A 25,312-nucleotide genomic window follows, 5' to 3' on the forward strand; every position below is an offset into this window, starting at 1 on the left:
CCCTCCTCTTTTGAATAGAAGCAAGCACGTGATGACATGGTCGTCCGATTTATTGGGCAATGACCAAGCCAGTGTTACGAAGCGTGATTTATGACTATGAATGTGAAGCTTGAATGATTTCGCCTATTTAACGTAATAAAAAATACACGTTTACGGACGCGAATACTTCAAGCTACCGTCATAGCTCAAGCGCATAGTTGGCAAATACCGGATTGCGATAGGGCGAGACTTGCAATAGCCGGTATATGGAGTGATCCAGCATAACAAGCGGGACGAGTTGAGCGCCGGCATGCGCGCCAATGAAGTGTTCCTGTCCTCGTCCGGGAAACACGCGCCGGGATGGCAAAGGGTTACAAGCCTTCAGGGGTAATGAAAGAGGCTTTTCAGCGATACGAATGCCGACGCAACGAGATGTTCGTGCCGGGCGCTTTGTGACGCCCATGATCTTCTATAGAGGTGTTCCATGACGACTGATCAATTGAAGTTCGAGGCGCGCCCTGCGGGGCGCCGTTTGTTTGCTGGCGTGGCCCGCTGCACCCTGCCTTTGCTGCTGGCATGCGTGGCGCTGCCAGCCGTTGCTCACAATCACAACGCCTATGTGGCCAATGAAAACGACAACACAGTCTCCGTGATCGATACGGCCACGCATGCCGTGACGGCCACGATACAGGTCGGAACCAATCCAGCGGGTGTGGCGGTCAGCCCCGACGGCAAGCATGTGTATGTCGCTAACTTCAGTTCCAACAATGTATCCGTCATTGATGCGGCTACCCAGGCCGTGACCAGCACGATAGGAGTTGGCAACACGCCGGCGGCGGCAGTGGTCAGCCCTGACGGCACCCGCCTGTACATAGCCAACGCCAGTTCCAACAGCGTATCTGTGATCGACACAGCCACTCATGCGGTGATTGCTACGATAACAGTCGGAAACGGTCCCTTCAGCATCGCAGCTAGCTCCGACGGCAAGCACGTATATGTCGCTAATGAAGAGGACAACTCGGTTTCGGTGATCAACACGGCTTCTGACACCGTGGCGGCTACAGTACCCGTGGGCAATAGTCCTTTTGGCGTAGCAGTCGGTCCCTTTGACGCACGTGTGTATGTGGCCAACTTCGGTTCTGACAACGTCTCAGTGATCGATGCCGGCACCAATAAAGTGACCGCTACGTTTGCGGCTGGCTCGGGTGCCAATGCTGTGACGGTTGGTCCGCTGGGTGTACGTTTGTACGTGGCTAACTTTAATGACGACACTGTTTCGGTGATCGATACGATCGGCGGCAAGTTGGTCGCTACAGTGCCGGTTGGGGATGCGCCTCAGTCTGAAGCTCTAAATCTCGATGGTACCCGCTTGTACGTCGCTAATATCGATTCCGGCACTGTTTCCGTGATCAATACATTCAATGACGCGGTAAGCACGGTAAATGTAGGTGACGCTCCCGCAGCTGTGGCGACGCAGCCGGGTTTCCTGTTCTGGTGAAGAACGGGGCAGTAAGATATTCCTTTATGCTCTGATGTGTTCTGTCCTTCGGGCAAAAAGAACCGGTCATCTCTTACAAGATGACCGGTTTTCTGTGCAGCGAGTGCGTCATATGTCAGCTGCTCACTGGTGCATGGCTTTACCACGACTTCGTTGACATTATTGTACAGACGGAATGGAGCTCATCACCCTTCGACGCGGTCTACCGATTCGAATCGGCGCAACGCAGCAGACATGTTCTTGATCCTCAAGCTTTCATAAACACGCCATTGCAGGCGCGTACAACAGCTGTGCCCTATTTCGAGCCATGAGCTGTTAAATGTTGCGGACTCATTAGGCGTGGTTCACCTTGGCATTAGGCCAATTAAACGGTGCAGCTAAGCCACAGATCAATGCCTGTTTAGTCAATTGAGTGACGTGTTCTGCAGGACGCAGAAGGGAGGAGATGCAGCTCCTCCCTCTTTTTTTGCGTGTGGTAGACGGCTATTTGGCAATCAGCAACAGCAATGATTGCCCGCATTGGCTGTAGGTGGTGCCAGCGCCGCCGATGTAGGCCTCGTTGCCTGGCGTGACGAAGGTGTTGGGTCCGTCATTCCAGTTGCAGGTATCGGTAACGCGGTACCAGTTGGTGCCGGTGGGCGGTGTCGGCAGGGTGAAGGTGACGCTGCCGGACCAGCCGTTGTAGGCGATGTACATGGAGTTGCTGTCGCCGAAGGACGAGCCGTTCACCGTGTAGGCGATGGCGTAGTTGCTGGTGTTGTTCCAATAGCTGCTATCGGCGACCGCGCCGCTGGGTTCGTACCAGACCACCTGGCTTGATGTGTACCACGTTGCAGGACGCAGGGCAGGATGCGCTTTGCGGAAGGCGATCAAGCGTTGCGCAAAGTTGTAGAAGTTCGATTGATCGGTGGTCCAGCTGTAATCGAGCCAGTTGGCGGTCGAATCGAGGTTATAGGCGTTGTTATTGCACTGGAGCGAGCGCAGGTATTCGTCGCCGCCTTGCATCAGCGGCGTACCGGCGGAAAGCATCACGAAGGCAAGGCCAGTACGTGCCGCGCGACGTTGATCATAGGCGGTGCCGGTGCCGGCGGACATGCCTTGGTCCCAGCTGTAGTTGGTGGATGTGCCGCCGTCAGAGGGGCCGTAAGGCCATGCCTGATTGTTGTTGGCGGCATTGCAGGAATACACGTCCTTCAAGGTCATGCCATCGTGGATGTCGATGAAGTTGGTGGAATTCCACGGCGAGCGGCCATTGCCCTGGAACAGGTTGGATGAACCGGAGAAGTCATTCGCATCCTGGGTGATGTGGATGGTCATGTTGCCCAGTTCGTTCTGCGCTTGGCGCATGCTGTCGCGGAACAGGCCGTTCCACTCGGACCAGCCTTGTGGAAATCCGCCGAGTTGATACGAGTTGCCGCCGATCGCCCACGGTTCTGCAAATAAATCCAGACCGCTGCCACCACCCGCGGGACGTACGGTGAATTCGCGCAGGATGCGATTGATCGCCACGTTGGAATCCGCTGCGTCGAAGTTGTAGCCGCCATTCGGGCAGTTCGGAGCACCGGAGACGGCGGCGCCGTTCAAGCAGCTGTTGCCGAGCACGGAAGCGAGGTCGAAACGGAAGCCGTCCACGCCCATGGTGTTGGACCAGTAGGCGAGTGAATCGATGATCAGGTTCTGGGCAACCGTGCTGTAGGTGTTGTAGTTCGCGCCGGTGCCGGTGTTGTCGTAGAAGTATTGATTGGTGGAATCGAGTTCGTAGTAGGCCGCATTGTCCAGGCCGCGCCACGAATAGACGGTGGCGGTGGTGGGATCGGAACCGCTCCAGGTGCCGCCTTCGCCGGTGTGGTTGTAGACCACGTCCATGTACACCTTGATGCCGGCGTTATGGAAGGCCTGCACCATCGCCTGGAATTCAGCGGTGGGGCCACCTGCCGATTTGTTGTAGGCGTAGCGGCGATCGGGCGCGAAATAATCCTCGGTCATATAGCCCCAGTAATTCTGGTTGGCATCCGAGTTGGGTACGACATCATTCGCGTCGTTTTGGGTTTCCTGCACGGGCAGGAATTCCACGGCCGTTACGCCCAGGCTGGCCAGGTAACTGGCTTTGAGTCCGGCGCCGTAATACGTGCCCTGGTACTGCGAGGGAATGCTGGGATCCTGCTTGGTGAAGCCGCGCACATTGACTTCGTAGATCACATCGTCTTTTTGGGCGCGTGTCGGCTTGGTGCCGGTGCTTTGTCCGCTAGGCGCGAGCACGATGCCTTTCGGCGCATAAGGGCCGCTGTCGATCAAGCGATAGGCCTCGCCGAAATTCGCGTCGACCGTGCCACCGGTGGCAAAGATGTCGGCATCCTGGTTCTGCGCATTCAGTGGATCCTGGCTCATTTCCAGCGCATAGGGATCCAGCAGCAGCTTGTTCGGATTGAAGCGGTTGCCATGGCTGTCGACGTCCGAGATGAAGCCTGCTGACGAGCCCTTGGTCCAATTGCTGTTGTACGGCCAGTTCGGGCCCCAGGCGCGATAGCCGTAATACACCGCACCGGTAATGCCGTCGGCTTGAATCGACGATACCGGCACAACGACTTGCCACACGCCGCTGCCTTGATTGCTCATCAGGTATGTGGCGGATTCCTGCGCGCCGTAGCCGCTTGCATAGAGATACAGCACGATGCGTGTGGCTTGCGAGGAATAGACGCGAAACGTGATCTGGGTTTTCTGTGCGTTGTAGCTTGCGCCCAGGCTCATGCTGTCGATGGATGCATGGGCGGGCATGGCGGGAATAACCGAAAGACTGGCGCAGGCCAGCAAGGCGGCGAGGATGGTTGAACACTTCATTCGGGTGTGCCTCCTGCTTCGTAACGTGAACAGGTTGTCGAGCCCGGTTACACAGGTAACCAGGTGCTTATGTGTTTCCCTGAAGTGCATGCAGGCAGGATCGCCTGCGTTGCCGCAGCTTCCCGAACGCCGATCGATCTCCCCTTTGCTGATGCGATGCGGTTAGAGCCGGCTTTGATTTAACCGTTCACACGTTTTTCCGTGTGCATCGTTCACACGTTGGAGTTATTCCCACGCAGGCGCGAATGATGGTCACCGAAAGAGTGGTGTGTAAGCCCATAAGAAAAGACGGCCGAACGCATTGCTTTGGTCATACGGAAAGCTGGTGCGCTGGATAGTAGGAAGCATCGCGGTGCAGCAACCAGGGTATGCATACGTATTCATGGAAAGAAAAATGGGCGTCTTCACATGGAGAATACATTTTGCGATGGCGATGGCGCACGCGAAGGCGTTGTAGGTAATGGATAACGTGGCAGTGCGACAGCGAGCACAGGCGTGGTACCCGATATTGTTTTGACGGCATACGCGAGACGCGCGCGTGCCTGTGAGCCGATAAAACAAAAACCGCCGCGATGGCAACATCGCGGCGGTCGGATAGTGCGCTATGGACTAGCGGTGCATTACCACGGCGCTGCAACCAGGGAAACCGGCTCCCAGAACACCGGCGTCTTGCTGGATGAGGTGCGTGTGTCGGCAACTGCCAGGGAGTCCTGATGATGAGCCGAAGGCGCCCAATCGGAGGACGAGCGCAACACCGACAGCGCGACAGTGAGGTTGCTGCGCAGTGCGGGAATGGCGTCGTGGGCGATGTTTTTCAGCGCGGGATCGGTGGAGGTCAACTTCATGGTCTGGTACGCGGCGATCATGCGGCAATGACTCTTCACTTGCGCACTGGTAAACATCCTGTCGAAAGCGTCGCCATCCAGGACTTGCAAGCGGTTGACCATCACGGTGTTGCTTGCGGCGTGATCTTTGTCCGTCCGCGAATGCTTGTCCGCAAGAAGCTGCGTAAGTTGATTATCGAGTGCGATGCGCTCCTGGATGATGGCGTTGGCCAGGGCGATGACGTGTGGGTTGGTGGACTTTTGCAACGCCAGCTTGGCCATGGCGATTTGCGAAGCATTGTCCGACATGGCGCGGGTCAGGAACGCCTGCTCGTCTGGTGTCGATGGCTGGCCGTTGTCAGCAGCGGCGGCCACGACAGGAATCAGCGACAGCCACATAAGTACCAGCGACAAGGGTACGAAGCGGGAGAAGCTTGCTGCGCGCATGGTGTACCGCCTTATGGCATGAGCAGGAATGGCCCCTAGGGCTCCAATGTGGACTTGAAGAAGTTCAAAGAGTGTTTAGAAATTGTCAGCCTCCTATACGGAAGCGTGGTTGGGAGAAATGCTCTTCAGCAAATGCTCGGTGATGTGCTTGGCGATGTGTTTAGGCGTGCGCGCCGCCGCGATGGCGCGTTAACAGTTTCCAGGCGGCAAACTCCAGGGCGAGCACTGCCAGGCAGCTTACCGGCGGCCACCATAGATAGGAGGCGCGCAGCAGCGTGATGCAAAGCGCGATCACCAGGAGTGCGCTAAGCAGAAACAAAGGCCAGCTGCGGCCGATCGCGGGCAGCCCATATAGCAGCAGCGGGAACGCGAGCATGCCGCTGGCCAGCATGAGTTGTCCCAGAAAGCCGACAGGCGTCACGAGCAGGCCATGCTTCAGGGACTCGAGCACATTCGCCTGGTATTCCACGCCCGGCATGGGTGATTCCGGGGTCTGCAGGATGTCGCCGAGCCCCTCAGCCGTGGCGCCGATCAAGACCCATCGGCCCTTGAGCAGGCTGGCGGGCACGCGGCCGTTGAGTACGTCGGTGTACGACAGGCGGCCGAAGGTACCGGCGGGGCCGGCATAGCGAAGCAGCACGTAGTCGTCGCGCATCCACAGATAGGGGGAGGCGTCGTTGCCAATGGGGTCGTGCATCCCCGGCAAGGCAGGCAGGGGTGTGTGTCCCAACTGCAGCAGGGCGAGTGCAAGCGATGGCCAGTAGGGGCTGCCGAGCCCGGCTTTGAGATAGGCGCCGCGCACGAGTTCGTCGTCGCCCTTGGCCACGTCGACTTGTCCCAGCGCCGCGACGCTTTGCGCGATGGTGGTGACCGGTAAGGCTTCCTGCAGCGGACCGCCCAGCGTCACGGCTTCGGCGAAGACGGGAAGCACCACCTTGCCATTGCGCCGGATCGCCGCCGCGACTTGGTCGTCATGCTGGGGATTGTCAGAGGGCGTGGACATGGTGATGTCCATGCCGATACCGCGGACACCGTCGGCGGTGAGGCGATCGATCAGTTGCGCATAGACCGGGCGCGGCCAGGGAAAGCGGCCGATCTCGTCCAGGCTTTTGGAGTCGATCGCGACGATGACGATGTCGTTGTCCGGAGCGTAATGCCAGAAGTGCGCGTGCAAATCGTAAAGGCTGTTATCCAGACGCACGGTGATGCCGCTGATCATGACTAGCACCAGCACGCCCACGCCGGCCATCCAGACCATCGCGCGTACCAGCCAGGCGAAGGCGCGGTTAGGCAAGCTGTCAGGCACGTCTTGCCTCCTCTAGCGCCGGAATCGGTCGCACACTCTTACCCTCCCAACTTCCCCTGTGCCCAGGGGAAGAGCTTGTTTTGAGGATTTATGTTGCCGTGTCGCAAGACACGCCATTGCACGCTTTTGCAATGACGCTGCCAAGGCAAACGTCATCGGTCCCGCGCATCGAAGAGCAGGATGCAGTCACCCGCTTCACAGCAATAGCCATAGCACCAGCCCGCCGCCACCCGCGATGGCTGCGATGCGCCAGATGCCGCCGCCCAGATGGATTTTTTGCACCGCGCCCCAGGGTCCGGCGTAACCGTCGGTATCGATGGTTTGCACACGCACGTACCAAGTGCCGGACCCGGGCTTCTTCATTTGCAGCGTGGGCTGGTCAACGGTTTCATCCACCCGAGGATGCGCAAAATCGGGTTGTCGCGCCAATTGGATGTGGTAGCGCTGTCCCTGGGTGCCGGCCGGCCAGCCGAGGCTCACCTGCTGATGGGAAGACTTCGGCTTGCCGACTTCCGGTGCGGGTGGCTGGGGCACCAGATCAAACGGCATGGGATCAGTGAAGGGGCCGACTTTACCGTGGCGATCGCGGCTGGCGATGCGCCAGTAATAATGCCCGTAAGGCAAGGCACGTGGCGCGCGCACGTTATCGCCGGTAAGTTGCGATTCGCTGGCGAGCGGTTGGGCGAACTGCGCATCACGGGCGAGCTGCCATATATACGAAGCCGCTTCCAGGCTTTCCGTCCAGCGGAAACGTGGGCGTGTCGCACGCTCCTTGCTGCCTGGCAGCGGCTGTATCACCAGCGGCGGCTGTGGATGGCCGCTGATGTGCAGCGCGCAGACGCTGTCTTCGCCTTCCAGGTTTTGCGCGTCGATGCCATGCACACGCACCGCGTAATCGCCGTCGGGTACGTCGGGCAGGGTGATCTGGGTGGACGACGTCACATGATCAAGCAGCAAGGCTTCGAAGCGATCGTTGGCCGCCATCTCTACGCGGTATCCCTGCGCACCGTCGAGGGACGTCCAGCGCAGCGCATACGGCAACTGGCTGACGGTTTGCGTGGGGCAATGCAACGCCGGTGCCGCCAGCAAGGGTTGAGCGTGTTTCGGTTTGCTGCCATCGGCGACGGCCACGCCTAGCCCCTTTGGAACCAGCACATGCGCATGATCGCCGGCGACGTCGACACGTCCGGTAAGCACTTCCGTCTGGGAGTGCCCCATGTCGGCTGCCACGCGGAAATGCGTGCCGCGCACGCTGGAAATCGTTCCGGGCGTTTCCACGCTGAAATGCGCTGCCACGCCGGTCATCGGCGTCACGCTGCTGGTAACGCGCCCATGCTGCAGGCGCAGGCGCGTATCGACCATGCCGGTGCGGCCGTAAGCGCTCATCTGGTCCAGGTCCAGCGCGCTGTCCTGTTCGACCAACAGGCGCGATCCGTCAGCAAATTGCAAGGTAAGACTGGTGTTGGCGTCCGTGGTGACGTGCGCGCCGTAGCTCAGCGACATGCCCGGCGTCACCGTCTGCGCCTGTGCCTGGCCAGGCCACTGCACGTGGGCACTGCCCATGACGGCAATGACTTCGGCGTTGGCCGGCTGCACGCGCAACCAGCCGATCGGCACGTGCAGTGTCATGCCTGGCGGCAGGTGATAGGGATCGGCGATGTGGTTGTACGCCTGCAGTTTTTGCCAGGAAACCTCGGGCTTGAGATATCGCCCGGAAAGATCCCAGATGTTGTCGCGTGGACGGACGCGATAAGTCCAGTCGGTGGCGGACAACATCGGCGTGATCGAGAACGCCAGCAAGATAACAACGAGCTGCCGCAGCAGCCGGCTTTGGGCGGGATACATCGTGGGTCCCCCTGACAACTTCCATGCGGCATGGAACCGCATCAACGAAACGCCCCCTGCGTCACGGACATGAGCGAGATAGATGACCTTGGTCCGGGGGTCGGCAGTTCGCGCCCAATGGCTCCCTCTAATTTTGCGGCACAAGCGGGGGAATGCCAATCTGCGTGATTATCCCTGTTGGTCTTCGTCGGCAAGTTCCTGCAGCAGGTGACGCACATTCTTGAGATAGCCGGGCAATTGTCGCATAGCCACCTCGGCGTTGACGCTGCTCAGATTCTCCATCAGGGCGCGGCCTTCGGTGATGACGCGGCCCGTTGCGAAGAGCTGCAGCGCGCCCAGTGTGCGATGCAGGCTGCGTACGGCCTGTTCACCATCGTTGACCGCCACCGCCAGCTCGATGTTTTGCAGGTCTGCATCGCTCGTGCGTAACAAAAGCTGCAACATGTCCCGCCGCAGATCTTGCATGCCGGATTCGGCAAAGACGTCTTCATAGAAAGGCGCTTCGGGTTCGTCCATGTCGAGGCCGGGGCTTGGCATCCATACGCGAAGTTTTTCTTCCAGCTGGCGTAATTGCACTGGCTTGCTCAGGTAATCATCCATGCCCGCGTCGCGGCAGCGCTCGATCTCGCCATCCAACGCGTTGGCGGTCATGGCGATGATCGGCAGGCGCGTACCGCGATGCGTGTCGGACTCATGCCGCCGCCATGCCGTCGCCAATTCGTAGCCGTTCATCAGCGGCATCTGGCAATCGGTCATCAGCAGCACGTAGGGGTGCTGGCGCAATGCGTCGTAAGCGGCGCGTCCATCGCCGACGACATCGCAAGACCAGCCCAGCTGCGTTAATTGTCGGCGGATGAGGGTTTGGCTGACTGGATGGTCTTCGGCAATCAGGATGCGATTTTCCGCAGCCGGTTGCGTCATGCGCGTATCGCGGATTGCCGGTGTTGCGGGCCGCCGCAAAGTGGTCTCGCGTGAGCGAGGTGCCAGAGGCTGCAGCGCCTGCATGCAGGCCCGCACCACAGCCTGCCATTTCAGTGGATTGGCATTAAGCCGAATGTATTCCTCATCGCCATCCTCGGAGGCGTCGCTGACTCCCACGTCGACCAGGATGGGCTGCGCGGCAATCCGCGCGGCGCTCTCCCGGTCCTCCGCATCCACGAAAAGCAGATTGGCGGCAACACCCCGCCGCATGGGTTGCGAGGGCGGTATCTGCTCCACCGTCAATCCGAGCGCAGTCAGATGGGCTGTCAGCGCATTGGCGATGGCGATCGATGCCAGTCGCACGATCGCATGCTTTCCCACCGGTTCGGACGGCCGGTCGGGTTCGCGTTGCGCCACGGGGAGGCGCAGGTCCAGCGTGACCTTGGTGCCTTCGCCTAATCGACTGCTCAACTCAATGCTGCCGCCCATCAATTGCACCAGGTGACGACAGATGGCCAGGCCGAGGCCGGTGCCGCCGTAGCGGCGCGTCGTCCACGACTCGGCTTGCGAGAAGGGGGTAAACAGCGTGGCCTGCTTGTCGGCGGCGATGCCGATGCCGGTGTCGGTCACGCTGATGCGCACCCGTTGCACATGGCCATCGTCGCCCAGCACGCGCACGTGGATGGCGACGCTGCCATGCTCGGTGAACTTGCTGGCGTTGTTGAGCAGGTTCAGCAGGATCTGACGAATCCGCACGCTGTCACCAAGCAGCTTGCCGGCCAGGGTCGCCTCTGCGCCGACCTCGACTTGCAACCCTTTCTTCTGCATCGCACCGCCCATCATGCCGACCACGTTGTCGATCAGCGTGCGCGGATCGAACGGTGCCTCGTCGAGCCGGACATTGCCGGCTTCGAGTTTGGAGAAATCCAGCACGTCGTTGAGTACTTGCAGCAGTACCCCTGCCGAGTCTTCGACGGCGTGCACCAGCTCACGTTGTTCATCATCGAGCGAGGTGCGGCCGAGTAGTTCGAGCATGCCGATCACACCATTCATTGGCGTACGGATTTCATGGCTCATGGTGGCGAGGAAATCCGCCTTGGCTTTCGAGGCGCGTTCGGCTGCGTCGCGTGCAGCCAGCAGGGTCTGGTTGTGCGCGTTGATGCTGGTGGTGTCCATGAAATAGCCGATCCACTCGATCTGGTGATCAGGCAGCCGGCGCGTGCCCATTACCATGTGGATCCAGCGCAGGCCCTCTGCCCCATAGGCACGAAAATCCAGCGTCGACGTGCCTCGATGGCGCGTCGCGCGTTGCAGCAGGCGGCGTAGCGCAGGTGCATCTTCAGCGTGGATGCGGTCGTGAAACGGCCAGTCGCGCAATACGTTGGCGGTTTCCAGCAGGTCCGCCTGGTCGAGTCCGAACAGTGCATTCAGATTACCGGCGATGAACGCCAATCGCTGCAGGTGATCATTGCCACGGCGGACGGCGAACACCACCACTGGAATGCGCTGGGTAATGTCATGCAGGCTTTGCTCGGTGGCGCGCACGCTAAGTTCGATCTGTCGGTACTCGGTGATGTCGAGCACGACGCCGATGGAGCCGGTAACGGTGCCGTCGCCGGCATGCACCGGGGATTCCAATACCAGGCCGGTACGTTGCCGGCCGTCGCCGCCGAGATAGTCCAGCTCGCAGCGCTGGACTTTGTCTTCCTTTATCGCGTCTATGCTGAGTTGATGCAGGCGATGCCCCACTGGAACGTCGCCGGCATCAACCAGCCAGCGGTGCTCGGTGAGACCAAGGCTGGTTTGTCCGACGGCGCGCGCAGGATCGATGCCGAGCCGGCGCCAGCAAGCCGTATTGAGTGACCGGTAGTTACCGGACGCGTCCTTGACCAGCACAGGGAAGGGCACGGCGTCCAGCTGCGCGTGCATCGCTGCTTCCTGTTGTTGCATGGCGTCCTCGGCCTGCGCCAGCTTTTGCCGCTGCAGAAAGATCACGCGCAACACTGTCAGGGCGAGCAGCGCCGTGATGCTGAGCAGGATGGCAAGTACTACCACCGCAATGGAAACCGGGCTGGCGTCGAACCAGCTGGATACCGCATCGCTGAAGAAAAGGGCAAGGGTCACGGCGAGGTATCGTTTGAATGGATTCGCGTGGATGCTGCCCGTCATTGGCAGCTGGGCCTCATCATGCCTGTTTGCCGCGCAAGATCAATCGATGGCGGCTTCAGGGGAACCATGGGAAGTTTGGTTAGAATCCGAGGTCGCGACTGAGACCTCGTCGTCTTTCGGAGTTGTGACCGCCCCATGTCCCCGAATGGTCAGATCACCCGGATCGTCATTGCTGACGACCATCCCGTCGTGGCACTTGGTGTGCGCGCGCTCTTGAAGGAGCGTAGCGACGTGCAAGTGGTCGGCGAGGCAAGCAACAGCGGTGAGCTGCTGGCCATGCTGGTCGAGCGGCCCTGCGATTTGCTCATCACCGATTTCTCGATGCCTTATGAAGACGCCGCTGGGGACGGTCTGGTCCTGCTGCGCCGGCTGCGGCGGGAATATCCGCTGCTCCCGATCATCGTGCTGACCATGGTGCATAACCCGGCGCTCACGCGCGGGATGCTGGCCGCGGGGGTCAACGGCCTGGTCGGCAAGGTAGCCATGATGAAGGAGCTGCTGCTGGCGATCGGAGCGGTAAAGAACGGACGCACCTATATATGCGAGGCGATGCGCGAACATCTGGTCGACCATTCGCCCGAGGTGGCAGGCGATCTTGCCGTGCTTTCCCAGCGCGAAGCGGAAGTGGTGCGGCTCTACGCCAGTGGCCTGTCCGTCACCCAGATCGCCGAACAACTGCATCGCAGCGTGAAAACGGTGAGCCAGCAGAAAAACGATGCCATGCGCAAGCTCGGCGTCACCAGCAATACGCAGTTGTTCGAATACGCGCGCACTTCGGGATTGCTCTAGGGTCTGTTTGTGCGCCGTACCGCGTCATCGCTCAGTCGTGTACCGACGTACACGCCTTCGCTCTTGCTTGTCTGGCGCGCAAACAGTTACCAGCGCGAACCACGCCAATAGGGTAGACAGGTCCTAAGAAGCTTGAGAGAGCACGGCGCGCCGTAACCCCGCACCGCACGAAGCCAGTCGAACCGGCATCAGGCCGGTACGTGTTCACGCTCATCCTTTTCCTTACTCGCTGCGGCCGGTTTACGCACTCGGCGAGCGTGATTACGTGACGTGATTTTAGGAATCGTCCGATACAGGCATCTCTCCCTTAAACGCATGCTGTCTATCTAAGAGGTAACGCGAATCACCTGCGAGTGATGTGCGTTCCAGCTTTCCCGCATACCTAAGGATAGGTGTGTGTCAACGAGCCTACGTTGGCGGCAGGCATGCACTACCCCCTGTGAGTAATGCCTGTCGGGATTTTGATGCCGCAAGGACACAGGGCAAGGCAGTACCAGGACGTCGTATGTCGTTACACCGGGACCCGGCCGCACGGGGCACATGTTGTATGCGGCCATGGCAAGGAAGACATGCCGTCCTCGCTACAGCCGAGACAGGCATGGGCGTTCCTGTCAACAGTCGAATCCCGGGAAGTCGATATGCGATCCGGGAGTTGGCTGAGCGCAGGAGTCATTGCAGCGATGTCACGGGTGGGCGCAAACCTGCGATGACCTCGCCATGCCGGCTTGTCACGGATTGCACCGACGGTGCGCATATCGGCCTGCTTGTGAGGCTGCGAGTACACCAGATAGGCGCCGCGAAGATCTCCGCTATGGCGGAGCAGCGCGGAGGTAGGCCTGGCGACGATTCGCCGAGTCCCCGCTTGATGAGGTATCAGCAATGTTTCTGGACATCCGTGGTGAGGCGCTCGACCAATTGCATGCCGTGATTCATGCACATCCGCAGTGGCAGTGGGAAATCGACCGGCGCCATCGTTTCACCAAGGTGGCACAGAGTCTGCTGGATCTGCTTGGACGCGAACGCGATGCGGTGGTCGGTGAACCGGTCTATGCCTTCATGGCACAGCATGACGCTTCGCGCGCAGCACGGTTCTTCCATGCGCGGCCGCATGCTTTTTCCTGCGCGATCTCGCGTCACATCCGCGTCGACGGTACCACGGTGGCGCTGGAGTCCGATGCGGTGCGCTTGGACGATGAGGATGGCCGACCCAAGGGATACCTGGGTATCTCGCAGGGCATCATGGATATCGATCTCGCCCACAGCGAGAGCATCTACCGGATGAAAGCGATCTATGACACGGCGCCGAGCGCGCTTTGTCTGGTCGGCCGCGATGGGCGCTATCTGGCGGCGAACGCTGCCTATGCGGCTATTCACCGCGTATCGCCCGATGACCTGGTTGGCCGCAAAGTGGCCGAATTGATGCCGGGCGCCAATGAACTTATCCGGCGCAATCTCCGCTTGCTGGATCGCGGCATCAACGTGCCGCCGCAGGAGATCGAATACGGCGGCAAGTTCTATCAGATGATGGCGAACCCGGTGCGCAATCTGATGGGCCAGGTGATGGGCGTAACTGCCGCGCTGACCGACATCACCGATCGCAAGCAGGCCGAACGTAAACTCGCTGACATCAACCGACAACTCGAATACTACGCCCGCAATGATCATCTGACCGGCCTGCCCAATCGTCGTCATATCGATGAAGTGCTGGCGGACGAAGTGAGGCGTGCGGTGCGCTCGGAGCATCCGCTTTCCCTGTTGATGCTGGATGTCGATTTCTTCAAGAAATACAACGATTGCTACGGCCATCTGCGTGGCGATGAATGCTTGCGCACGGTGGCGGCGGAAGTGCGCAAAGCCTTGCATCGCTATTCCGACGTGGTAGGTCGCTACGGCGGCGAGGAGTTCGTGGCCATCCTGCCTGGTACCGATGCGATGGGCGCGCTGAAGGTGGCGGGGGCAATCATTCATGCCATCAGGGCATTGGGGCTTCCTCATGCCAAGAGCCGCTATGGCAAGGTCACGCTAAGTATCGGCACCGCCACGCTGGAGCCCAGCCCTCCGCTGCAAGGCACGGAAGAGATGTGCGATGCCTTGCTGCAAGTCTCCGACCGCGCGCTGTATACGGCAAAGCTTTCCGGCCGCAACACGGTTTACGGCATGTCCACCGGAGAACTCATCGAAGCGCAGCGCGGCCTTGCGAGCTGATCGCATGATCCAGCGCCACATCACGCATGCGGCCGGCACCATCGCGATCGGTAATACATGCGGCATGGCGCTACGCCGCTATGCGGCACAGGGCAGCACCCGCCACGAGGATGCTGCGCGCTCGCCGCTCGCCGAGCGACACCCACGGCCATAGTCCAGCCACGCCAGGTGGCGTGGATCCCCTTTTTCGATGCCTGCTCGTGGTGCGTGTTTCCAAGCGCCTGGCCGTTTGTATCGTTTGTGGATCTTCGGCTGAACCCGTTGCGCAGTTATGAAGGTAAACTTTGTAGTTTGCCTTCATAAGTATTACTATGTGCGTATGGTTAAACCGCAAGCGACTTCGGATGCGGCACGCACCATGGCGATGGCTGTGGATTTGCGTGTATTGCTTGGCAAACTCAAGCGCCGGCTGCGCGAGCAAATGGGGTCGCGCGGCCTGACATGGCCGCAAGTGTCCGTGCTCGGTCATCTGGAGCGTGAAGGTCCCGCCACGGTGACGGAGCTGGCGCGAGTGGAAGGTGTGCGCCCGCAATCCATGGGTGCCACGGTGTCTGCTCTGGAGCAGGCGGGTCTGGTGAAAGGCACGCCGCATCCGACGGATGGACGCCAAACCGTGATGTCACTGACCACCGTGGCGCGCGAGTGGATCAAGGCCAGCCGCACTGCGCGCGAGGATTGGCTGGCCCATACGATTCAGACCCGGCTTTCGCCCGCCGAACAGAACAAGCTTGCGACAGCGGTCGAATTGCTCAAACGCCTCGTGAATGACGATGACTAGCGTGCATCGGGTGATACCGACGCGTGCAGTGTGTCCTCGATCGCTCGCATAACGGAGTGCCGGATCATGTCATGGCATCACTATGTCTCGTATTTTTTGGGTGGCGCCTTTCTGGCCAATGCCGTGCCGCATATGATCAGCGGATTGATGGGTCGCGCGTTTCAGACACCGTTTGCGAAGCCCCGCGGAGCGGGCCAATCGTCGTCGACGGTCAACGTATGGTGGGGTTTCTTCAACGCGGCGGTTGGCTATGTGCTGATTTGCTGCGTGGGACGTTTTGATCTGCGAAGCATCGCCGATGTGGTGACGGCAGGCGCAGGTGCCTTGCTGCTCGCACTTATGCTGGCGCGCCGCTTCGGCCGCTTCAACGGTGGCAATCTGTGAGCATGTTCCGCTCTCTTCGCCAGTACAACTACCGTGTCTGGGCGGGTGGGGCACTGGTGTCCAATGTGGGCACCTGGATGCAGCGCATTGGGCAGGATTGGCTGGTGCTCACACAGCTCACGCATCACAACGCTTCGGCGGTAGGCGTGGTGATGGCACTGCAGTTCGGGCCGCAGATCGCGCTGTTGCCACTGACCGGATATGCAGCCGACCACTTCAATCGGCGCAAGGTGCTGCTGACCACGCAGGCGCTGATGGGGTTGCTGGCGTTGGGACTCGGTCTGCTCACCGTCACGGGCCTGGTACGCCTGTGGCACGTGGATGCCTTCGCATTGATGTTGGGTTGCGTGACGGCCTTTGATTCACCATCGCGGCAGGCCTTCGTCTCCGATCTGGTGGCGGAGGAAGATCTCACCAACGCAGTGGCATTGAATTCCACCTCGTTCAACGCCGGACGCATGATCGGTCCGGCAGTCGCCGGTTTGCTCATCGCCGTGGTGGGCACGGGGTGGGTGTTTATCGTCAATGCGGCTTCATTCGTGGCTGTGCTTTGCGCGCTGAGTTTCCTGCGGCGCGAGCAACTGCACGTCAAGCTACGGGCGCAGCGTAGCCGGGGCAGCCTTACCGAGGGATTCCGCTATGTGTGGCGACGACCGGACTTGCGTTTCGTGCTGTTGATGCTTTTCCTGTTTGGCACGTTCGGGCTCAACTTTCCGATCTACATTTCCACTATGTCGGTATCGGTGTTTCACGCCGGAGCGGGGCGCTACGGCTTATTGACGTCGATGCTGGCGATCGGAACGGTAACGGGCGCGTTGCTCGCCGCACGTCGCGCACGGCCAAGCGTGATGCTGCTGATCGGTGCGGCTACCGTGTTTGGCGTTGGGCTCACTTTCGCGGCGATAGCGCCGGATTATGTGTTGTTTGCTGCAGTGCTGGTGATCATCGGCATCGCCGCGCAGACCTTCACCACCTCGACCAACAGCTTGGTGCAGCTCTCCACCGAACCCGCCATGCGCGGGCGCGTCTTGGCGATCCTGCTTGCCATTGCCATGGGCGGTACGCCGTTGGGCGCACCGGTAGTCGGTTGGGTGGCCGACACGTTCGGGCCGCGTTGGTCGCTTGGCGTTGGTGCTGCAGCAGGATTCGCAGCCGCCAGCGTTGGCCTTCGTTATCTGGTGCGTTATCACGGACTAAAGGTGCGCGTGGATGCGGGACGCCTGCGGTTGAGCATGCAAGATGGCGGCGTATAGGAAGCCGCTTTCCCAGAGACTGTTCACATTATTCGCGTGGCCTGCCTGTCTTATGTCGGACGCGTGCCGAGGCATCATTTCTGCAGTGGGGATCGAGGGGGGCGTCCTCAACTTTGCGGCGAGCTTGAACAGCGCCGGCCCTCTCCTGCATGCAGGGGAGGGCGCGCACATTGCGAAAACCTGCGTCGCGGCGATTCCGGCTCACTGCCACGTCACGCTGACAGCCTTGCGAATGCTCTGGCTGGGAACAGTCACCGACGCGGTCGCATCCTTGTCGTCCCAATGCCATGGAGTGGTGGCCGCACCCGTGATTCGCATCGATTTCGGCTTGCCGGCTGCATGAATGTGCAGCACGTACGAACGCGATGACGGTTGGCCAGCATAGGTCCCGGTGGTCGGCGCGATCGTCAGGGTGTGCGAACCATCGGATGCTGTCGCGTAGCTGATCCGTGTCTGGGCATACTGGCCCTTGGCGTAGTCGAGCGACACGCCATCGTCTTCATACAGATCGAAGCTGCCCTTGTCGGTACCGTAAACATTGAGGATAACGGTATCGAGTGGTTTGGCGTTGGAGTAATCGCTGACTTCCTGTTCTGGAACAATAGCGCCATCGCGTACGAACACCGGCATCGCATCCACATCGTAATGAGCAGTGAAAGACGTGCCGCCTTCGTAATGTTTACCGGTGAAGAAATCGATCCATGAACCAGGCGGCAGGTAGACGGTGCGGTTGCCGCTGGCATCGAGTACCGGAGCGACCAGCATTTCGTCGCCGAAGAAGTATTCATGCGAATGCTTGTAGGCTTCGTCCAGATCCGGATACACCAGGTACAGCGGACGCAACAGCGGCATGGATTGCGTGTGCGCCTGCCACGTGTAGGTATAGATGTAGGGGATCAGTTGCGTGCGCAGGGTGAAGAACTTGCGCATCAGCGCAATGCCCTTGTCACCGTACACCCATGGCATGCGGACATTGCCTTCGCGCGGATTGGCATGCGCGCTGTGCATGCGAAGGATGGGGCTGAAGGCGCCGAATTCGATCCAGCGCGCATACAGATCGAAGGGAATCTTCGCGCCATGGAAGCCGGCGATGTCATGGCTGATATACGGCACCAGCACATTGCCGCCGCGCGCGGTGAAGGCCACTTCATACGCGAGCACCGGCCATTCCGAATAGGTGTCGCCGGTAAAGAAAGCCGGATAACGCTCGCTGCCCCAATCGCCGTACCGGCTGAGAATAAAGCCGCGCTGGCCGGTGATCTGCTGGCTATAGTCGTAGAACACCTTGTTCGTCCACAGCTGCTTGTTGAGGCCCGGCATGTCGGTCGCACCGCCACCGCCGTCGACCCACCACACATTCACGCCGGCCTGCATCAAGGGCGCGTGCAAGTCGCGCATGAAAATGTCGGCCTGTTGTTTATTGGAAAGGTCGAAGTAGATGCGCTTGGGCGGCAGTACATCCCTGATCGCGACCGGGCCGCGGAAAATGCCGCCGCCTTGTTCGCCCGCCACCACACGCAGCGCGATGGCATTGTTCTGCCCTGGGCGCACATAGGGCTTGATGTCGCTGTAGGTGAGGCGGCGCGGCCACTGCACGTGGCTATGCTGCACCTCCTTGCCGTTGACGAAGATGCGATACGTCTGGCCGACTTCGCCCAGATACACATACAGTGCACCGGGCAGGTGGGTGGGCAACGTCACCGTGGCTCGATACCAACCGATGCGTTGGTCATCCGGATAACCCTGCTTCTGCCACGACTGATCCGTGCTGATGGGTTTCCAATGGCGATCGTCGTAGTCAGCGGCGAACCAATGCTGGCTCATGCCTTGATCTTTGGGATCCGGTGCGAATTTCCACAGCTTGGAAATATCCAGATCAAAGGTAGGCTTGGGCGGCAACGGCCGTCCGAGCGCCTTGAGGATCTCGGGCGCATGGCTGTCGTTGAAAGACAGGATGCTTTCCTTCGTACCCGCATAGCCTGGGTGATCGTTGAGGCTGAGCTTGATGCCATGATCATGCAGCCATCTCAGGAACTGATCCGGATGTGGAATCAGCGGGCTCCAGTCATAGCCGCCCTGCCAGCCATAGTTGTGCCATGCGAAATCCAGCACCAGCGTATCGAACGGAATATGGTTTTCCCGCAGACGCGATAGCTCGTCTTCCAGATAGTGCTGGTTGTAGTGCTCGAAAGCGGGAGAATGCGCGTCTGCCGTATCCGGGAAATATTCGAAATTGAAATCGGTGACCCAATTGCCGAGCGTGTAACGCGGAATCATCGGAATGGCGCCGCACAGCTGCGCATACTCTTGCAGCACTTGCCGATAGTTGTGCTGATAGGTGAAAAGATACCAATCCTGCCCGTAGGGTTGCGGCCGCGGCGTGATCCAATCCGTCTGCGGTTGCGCCAAGGGCGTCTTGCTGTCATCGATAAAGGCAAAGCCGCTGCGACTGAGCAATCCGGGTTTGGCTGGCTCCAGCGGAATATCGATGCCGGGAATGATGTCGTTGATCGGGCTTTCCAGATCCATCCTGCCTTTGGGCAAGTTCACCGCGCCAACGTGATCGAGCGAATAAGTAAGGCCGCCCAGGTTCTGCGTGTCAACCTGGCCGGGATGCCATGTATGCGGCGCACTCCCGGTATCGGCCCATGTCACTTGCAGGTTGCTTGCGCTGAACGGGCCCGAATCGAGGCGATAGCGCAGTGTCAGCTCATGGGTATGGATCACCAGCCAGCCGTTTTCCCTGGACGACTGGATCGCCACCGCCGGCCAGTTGCGCTTTTGCACCACAGCAGTGGCAGCGTCAGTGAAGGCGCCGTTCGGTGCGTATTCCATGCGTACCAGTGACGGCGTCAGAAATTCGAAGCGTGCATGGCCGGCCACAACGGCAGAAGTGCTTGGTGTATCGGCATTAACGACGAGCGGCAGTGAAACGAACCCCGTCAGCGCGACGAGGAGCATGCGGCGAAAGCATCTCATGCGGGGATCTCTTGCAATCAGCGGGACGGCCCCGTTCTTATACTCGTCATCAGCCGATAATGGCACCCTTGGTCAGGCATCGCGGCGACGCAGCACACGCATGCGTTGCGAACGATCGCGAATCGACATGTCGATGGGATGCCGGAAGTCATGGCCAGCATCCTGCGATGACATGGCACAAAAAAGGTGGAGGCGTTGCGCCCCCACCTTTTGGGTTTGCATCGTTACTGGGTCAAGGTGGTGATCAATCCCGCCTTGGGGCTGCCCCAGCCGGTTACCAGGTCATAACCGGTCACTGCCGAATAGCTGCCGGACTTGCCGCTGGTGATGTCGTGGAAGTCGTTGGCATAGGTGCTGGTCAACGATCCGCCGGACTCATTCTCCGGATAAATGGTCGCGTTGAACGAGCCGATTCGAGAACTGCCCTGCGCCACTAACTGCTGATTGACCAGAGCGATGAAGCCGGCCCACATCGGCGCGGCGAAGCTGGTGCCGCCGTACTCGTTAGCCGTGCAACTGGTCTGGTCGGCACAAACGTAGAAGGTGAAGTTCGCATTCGCGGCCACGTCCGGTCCATTACGGTACTTGGTCGATCCCTTGTTGCTGGAATTGATCACGCCGGAAATCTGCTGCCAGGAGGGAATCGCGATGTCATCCGGCGAAATGCCGCCGCCGCTATCCACCCACGCTGTTTCCGACTTCCATGGGCCGCCAGCGCTGCTGGTGGTGAGATCCGTGCCGCCTACGGAGATGACATACGCATCATCGGCCGGCCACGCTTCGTTGCGCCGCGACCAGGTCGAACTGTCGCCAGAAGCCGCGAAGAATGTCTGGCCCTGTGCCGCCATTTTTTCGAAATACGGATCCAGCGTCGACGGATCGTCCGGGGTCCAGCCCCATGAGCAACCAATGGTGGTCGGCAATGGACTATGCGTGGTCATCGCGCTGATGATGGCCGTGTCGGTCGAACCCACGTACATCACCAGGCTGGCCAGATTCGGCGCCATGCCGATGGCCTGCGTCATGTCGAGCGTCTGCTCGGTATCGTCGCAGCCTTGCGAATACACGCACGAGGTGCTGGTGCCGTCGGTCGAATACAGCGTGACCGGCACGTTGTTGGTCTGTCCGGCGTTCTTGAAATAAGTATTCAAGTCGGTGAGATCGGTTCCATAGAACTCAAGCAGGCCCAGGTTTTCGCCTTGGCCGGTGAGCGCGGTGCCGCCGTAATAAGCAGCGCGCATATCGCTGCCCAGGAACGACGCCGAAGGACCCGAGCCGGTAGTGGCGTGCGATACCACCGCTTCCGTACTGATGCCGTGTGCCGCGGCATAGTCGCTCTTCTTCACGTAGAGCGGCTTCGGAATCGAATAATTATCCAATCCCGAAACGTGCCACAGAGGAATCGCCAGCGAGGTGGTCGGTTCGCGATCCGGGCTGAAGAAAAGGCGGTTCTCGGTAGGGTGCCTGTAGGTGTGCATCTTCACGTTGAACGCGGCTTCCACGGCGGAAACGGGGCCGACGATTTGGATGTCCATGCCATCACGGCTGCCGCCGGTGATATGGAAGCCATAGCGCGTGAGGTATTGCACTACCGTGTCGTAGTCGTTTTGCGTGGGACCGAAGCGTGCAGTGAATTCCTTCGGCGTGAGGTATTGGTGATAGATGAGGCTGGCCGGGTTGTTGACATCGGCCACGAACGCATCGAGGCCTGCCTTGTCGCGCAGCGGCAACACCACATTGAGACTCATCAGCTGCGTGGCAGGCAGGTCACCGACCATCTGCGCGGTATGGGCATTTACCACACTGCGCACGTGGTGTGTATAAAACTGCGCAGCGTTCACTGCCGTGCTTGCGCCAAACGCAAGCATGACAGCAATCGAGAGTCCGCAGGTTTTGCGTGTCAGGCCGGAAAGGCCGCGCGTGAAACGTGTTCCAGTCGAATCTGTTCTAGTCATCGCAAGCTACTCCCTTAGTGAGTGACACAGAAAGAAAGAATCGAGGAAACAAACGTTGTTGCTCCCCTCCCCAGGGGTGCCAAATGGCCGCAGGAGCGTAAGCCCGCATTTGTAGTTATCAAGTGAAACTAATCGGTTTTTTCCTGAGAAAAATTCTTGCGCACGGTATCGAAAAAAGTTACCTGCCATTCTGCCAAGCAGTTCACGACGTGACGGTCAAAAAGGGTATGCCGTTCGTCCAAATGCGCTCGCGTTTATAAAGAACACCCTGTACTGAGAAAAGACGGCTCATCGCTGTAGAAAGACCTCCCCACATACAGCGATGAGATGTCGGTCACAGAAAATGTGCCGCGTGACGCACCCGTTGCCAGATAGAAACAGATGAAGGTGCACAAACCTCGTTGACGTCCGGTGGCCGTACAAAGTTTGGCTAAGCATTGCCTGGGGGATGAGGTGTTGCCAGGAAAGCAAACCGTTGGCTTACGCAAGCGCGGGGGAATGGGGAGTGCCTCCTGGAGAGCATCTCAGTCGATTAGGTCATATATGCCATTGGGTTATTGCGTCGCGGCGAGATTTCGAGGCAAGATCGAGCGAGAATTCCTACGACAAGACACAAAAGAGACGTATAGGCGTCCAAAGCGGGAATGAAGCGCTCGTGCGCTTTTTTCAGACCGAGAATTTAGATCGATCTAAACTTAGGGGTTTGCTGTGCCAAATGATGTCGGGCACGTTGCCGTGCCATCCATGCCGATCCGGCTGATCCGCGCTGTGCTCAGTTGCGCCCTGCTGACCGTGACCAGCGCCGGCGTCGCCGCGCAGGGCAGTTCGCCCGCCGATGCCGTCAATCCCTTGATTGGCAGCAGCCAGGGCGGAAATACCTATCCGGGTGCAGTCGTGCCGTTCGGCATGCTGCAATGGAGTCCTGAAAACACGCGCGGCAAACACACGCGCACGGCATCGCCCAGTGGTTATCAGTTCGATGCCAGGCGCATCCGCGGCTTCAGCCTGACTCACCTTTCGGGTGCGGGTTGCGCCGGCGCGAGCGGCGACATTCCCATGATGCCGGTGACCGTGCCGGTGACGATATCGCCCTCGGCGGACTTGCATGACGAACGCTATGCATCTGATTTCAGCCATGCTGCCGAGCACGCCACCGCCGGTCGCTATGAGGTCAAGCTTGCCAATGGCGTAGAGGTGGCGCTGGCCGCAGCGGTGCACAGCGGCATGGCCAGCTTCGATTTTCCCAAGAACGCGCCTGCCAATCTCCTGATTCGCACGTCCGACTCCGAAGTCGGCAGCAGCGATGCATCGGTCATGGTTGATCGAAACGAGCATACCGTCAGCGGCTCTGTCACCAGCGGTAACTTTTGCGGTTATCTCGCCAAGGCTGACCAGCATAGTTACTACACGCTGTATTTCGTGGCGCAATTCGATCAACCGTTTACTGCGACCGGCACTTGGCAAGACGCGGTGGTGCACACCGGATCCATCAGTGCCAAAGGCGGTACTGGCTACGACAGCAAAGGATTCCCCACGCCAGGCAAAGGATCCGGCGCATGGGTTGCTTTCGATCCGGCCAAGGGACCCGTGCACGTACGCGTAGGTATTTCGTACGTCAGCGAAGCGAATGCGCGTGCGAACCTCGCCGCGGAAATCTCGCCCCAGGCGACACTGAAGCAAGTCAGCGCACGCGCGCATGAGGCGTGGAATCGCATGCTGGCACGCATCACCGTGGATGGCGGCACTGCCGAGCAGCGCACGGTGTTCTACACCGCGCTCTACCATTCCTTACTGCACCCGAATGTCTTCAGTGACGTCAATGGCGAATACCGCGGTTTCGATCAGAAAATCCACCGCGTGCAGGCGCCGCAGAAAATCCAGTACGCCAATTTCTCAGGTTGGGATATCTACCGCTCGCAACTGCAACTGGTGACCTGGCTGTTGCCCGAGGTCGGCAGCGATATCGCCCAGTCGCTTTACAACCAGGCACAGCAAAACGAGGGCGAATGGGATCGCTGGACGCACAACAGCGGCGGCACCCATGTCATGAGCGGCGACCCGGCGGACCCTGCGCTGGCGGATATCTATGCCTTCGGCGGTCGTGATTTCGATCTGCGCGGCGCGTACGCATCACTGGTGCGCGCGGCTACCGTTCCCACCCAGCATGACCTGTCGGATGATGGCTGCAATGTGGAGTGCGTCGGCGAGCGCCCGTCGCTCGACCAATGGCTGAAGCTGCATTACATCGCCACGACCTCGCATTCCTGGGGTGGCGCCGCGGAAACACTGGAAGACGTCACTGCGGACTTTGCGTTGTCACAGCTGGCCGATGACGTGAACGACGCTGCCCACGCCAAGCTCTTCCTGACGCGCGCCGGTTATTGGCGCAATCTGTACAACCCCAAGGCCACGCCGGAAGAGGGATACATCCAGAACCGTAACGTCGACGGCAGTTGGCCCAAGTTCTCGCCCGCATCCGACGACGGCTTCGTCGAAGGCAGTGCAGCCGTGTATGTATGGATGGTGCCGTTCGACGTGCATGGCCTGTTCGAGGCCATGGGCGGCGACAAGCAGGCAAGTGCAAGACTCGATCGTTTCTTCCACGACAAGCAAGGTCACTGGGCCGTTACCAACGCCGGTCCATTGCACGCCGAGTTGAATAACGAGCCGTCCGTTGAAACACCGTGGCTCTACGATTTCGCAGGCCAGCCGTACAAGACGCAAGACACCGTACGCACCGTGCTCGACCGCTACTGGAAGAACGCGCCGGACGGTATCCCCGGCAATGACGATCTGGGCGAGATGTCCTCCTGGTACGTCTGGTCGGCCTTGGGTTTGTATCCGGAAATACCCGGGCGCGCGGAATTGCTGGTCAGTAGCCCCTTGTTCCCGCATGCCGTGGTGCATCGTGCAAACGGTGACCTCACCATCGACGCGCCCCATGCCTCATCGGCCGTCCGCTTCATCCATGCGCTATCGCTGGATGGTCACGCTTATGGCAAGCCGTGGTTGCCGGCTGACGTCGCTCAGCATGGCGGACATTTGAGTTTCACCTTGCAGCGTACGCCCGATGGCACTTGGGGAAGTGCCCATAAGGACGCGCCGCCTTCTTTCCCGCCGCCTCAAAGCTAGGCGGGGAAAG

The 25,312-nt window shown here is 59.8% G+C and carries 15 protein-coding genes; 8 read left to right on the forward strand and 7 right to left on the reverse strand.

Annotated elements, in window-relative coordinates; all coding sequences use genetic code 11:
- Positions 1 to 463: 463 nt before the first annotated feature.
- On the forward strand, positions 464 to 1,477 hold the full coding sequence (locus AC4HNJ_RS09810; RefSeq protein ID WP_490479379.1) for a YVTN family beta-propeller repeat protein: 1,014 nt from the start codon (positions 464 to 466) through the stop codon (positions 1,475 to 1,477).
- 483 nt (positions 1,478 to 1,960) lie between these two features.
- Here AC4HNJ_RS09810 and AC4HNJ_RS09815 read toward each other — a convergent pair whose 3' ends face one another.
- The 5 genes from AC4HNJ_RS09815 to AC4HNJ_RS09835 form a co-directional block, all read right to left on the reverse strand.
- Entirely contained in the window at positions 1,961 to 4,315 is a 2,355-nt protein-coding gene (locus AC4HNJ_RS09815) for an alpha-amylase family glycosyl hydrolase (protein WP_490479380.1), read from the reverse strand.
- A 620-nt stretch (positions 4,316 to 4,935) separates the two neighbouring features.
- The gene (locus tag AC4HNJ_RS09820; protein ID WP_490479381.1) at positions 4,936 to 5,586 is read right to left on the reverse strand and encodes a DUF4142 domain-containing protein; all 651 of its coding nucleotides are present in this window, start codon (positions 5,584 to 5,586) and stop codon (positions 4,936 to 4,938) included.
- Positions 5,587 to 5,746: 160 nt separating this feature from the next.
- Complete coding sequence (locus AC4HNJ_RS09825) at positions 5,747 to 6,892, reverse strand: CHASE2 domain-containing protein (RefSeq protein WP_490479382.1); 1,146 nt, start codon at positions 6,890 to 6,892, stop codon at positions 5,747 to 5,749.
- Positions 6,893 to 7,087: 195 nt separating this feature from the next.
- Positions 7,088 to 8,737, reverse strand: a complete 1,650-nt coding sequence (locus tag AC4HNJ_RS09830) for a FecR family protein (protein ID WP_490479383.1) — start codon at positions 8,735 to 8,737, stop codon at positions 7,088 to 7,090.
- Positions 8,738 to 8,905: 168 nt separating this feature from the next.
- Positions 8,906 to 11,782: an ATP-binding protein gene (locus AC4HNJ_RS09835; RefSeq protein ID WP_490479384.1), complete on the reverse strand. Its 2,877-nt coding sequence runs from the start codon at positions 11,780 to 11,782 to the stop codon at positions 8,906 to 8,908.
- A 180-nt stretch (positions 11,783 to 11,962) separates the two neighbouring features.
- On the opposite strand from AC4HNJ_RS09835, the gene AC4HNJ_RS09840 reads away from it, so the two are divergent.
- From AC4HNJ_RS09840 to AC4HNJ_RS09865, 6 genes are all read left to right on the forward strand, one after another.
- On the forward strand, positions 11,963 to 12,616 hold the full coding sequence (locus AC4HNJ_RS09840; protein ID WP_490479385.1) for a response regulator: 654 nt from the start codon (positions 11,963 to 11,965) through the stop codon (positions 12,614 to 12,616).
- An 879-nt stretch (positions 12,617 to 13,495) separates the two neighbouring features.
- Positions 13,496 to 14,821, forward strand: coding sequence for a sensor domain-containing diguanylate cyclase (locus AC4HNJ_RS09845; protein WP_490479386.1), 1,326 nt, complete (start codon positions 13,496 to 13,498; stop codon positions 14,819 to 14,821).
- A gap of 4 nt (positions 14,822 to 14,825) precedes the next feature.
- Complete coding sequence (locus tag AC4HNJ_RS09850) at positions 14,826 to 14,975, forward strand: hypothetical protein (protein ID WP_490479387.1); 150 nt, start codon at positions 14,826 to 14,828, stop codon at positions 14,973 to 14,975.
- 165 nt (positions 14,976 to 15,140) lie between these two features.
- A complete protein-coding gene (locus tag AC4HNJ_RS09855) occupies positions 15,141 to 15,599 on the forward strand; it encodes a MarR family winged helix-turn-helix transcriptional regulator (RefSeq protein WP_490479445.1) in 459 nt (152 codons plus the stop codon).
- Positions 15,600 to 15,665: 66 nt separating this feature from the next.
- Positions 15,666 to 15,983 (forward strand): hypothetical protein, encoded by a 318-nt coding sequence (locus AC4HNJ_RS09860; protein WP_490479388.1) that lies wholly within the window; start codon positions 15,666 to 15,668, stop codon positions 15,981 to 15,983.
- Between the two features lie 2 nt (positions 15,984 to 15,985).
- The gene (locus AC4HNJ_RS09865; RefSeq protein ID WP_490479389.1) at positions 15,986 to 17,236 is read left to right on the forward strand and encodes an MFS transporter; all 1,251 of its coding nucleotides are present in this window, start codon (positions 15,986 to 15,988) and stop codon (positions 17,234 to 17,236) included.
- A gap of 201 nt (positions 17,237 to 17,437) precedes the next feature.
- Here the strand turns inward: AC4HNJ_RS09865 and AC4HNJ_RS09870 are convergent, their stop codons facing one another.
- Together AC4HNJ_RS09870 and AC4HNJ_RS09875 are read right to left on the reverse strand one after the other, a co-directional pair.
- Positions 17,438 to 20,215, reverse strand: a complete 2,778-nt coding sequence (locus AC4HNJ_RS09870) for a glycoside hydrolase family 31 protein (RefSeq protein WP_490479390.1) — start codon at positions 20,213 to 20,215, stop codon at positions 17,438 to 17,440.
- Between the two features lie 224 nt (positions 20,216 to 20,439).
- Positions 20,440 to 22,170, reverse strand: a complete 1,731-nt coding sequence (locus tag AC4HNJ_RS09875) for a S53 family peptidase (RefSeq protein WP_490479391.1) — start codon at positions 22,168 to 22,170, stop codon at positions 20,440 to 20,442.
- A 708-nt stretch (positions 22,171 to 22,878) separates the two neighbouring features.
- On the opposite strand from AC4HNJ_RS09875, the gene AC4HNJ_RS09880 reads away from it, so the two are divergent.
- Complete coding sequence (locus tag AC4HNJ_RS09880; RefSeq protein WP_490479392.1) at positions 22,879 to 25,302, forward strand: GH92 family glycosyl hydrolase; 2,424 nt, start codon at positions 22,879 to 22,881, stop codon at positions 25,300 to 25,302.
- The last annotated feature ends 10 nt before the right edge of the window (positions 25,303 to 25,312 follow it).

The organism is Dyella sp. SYSU CM1112, from assembly GCF_058216415.1.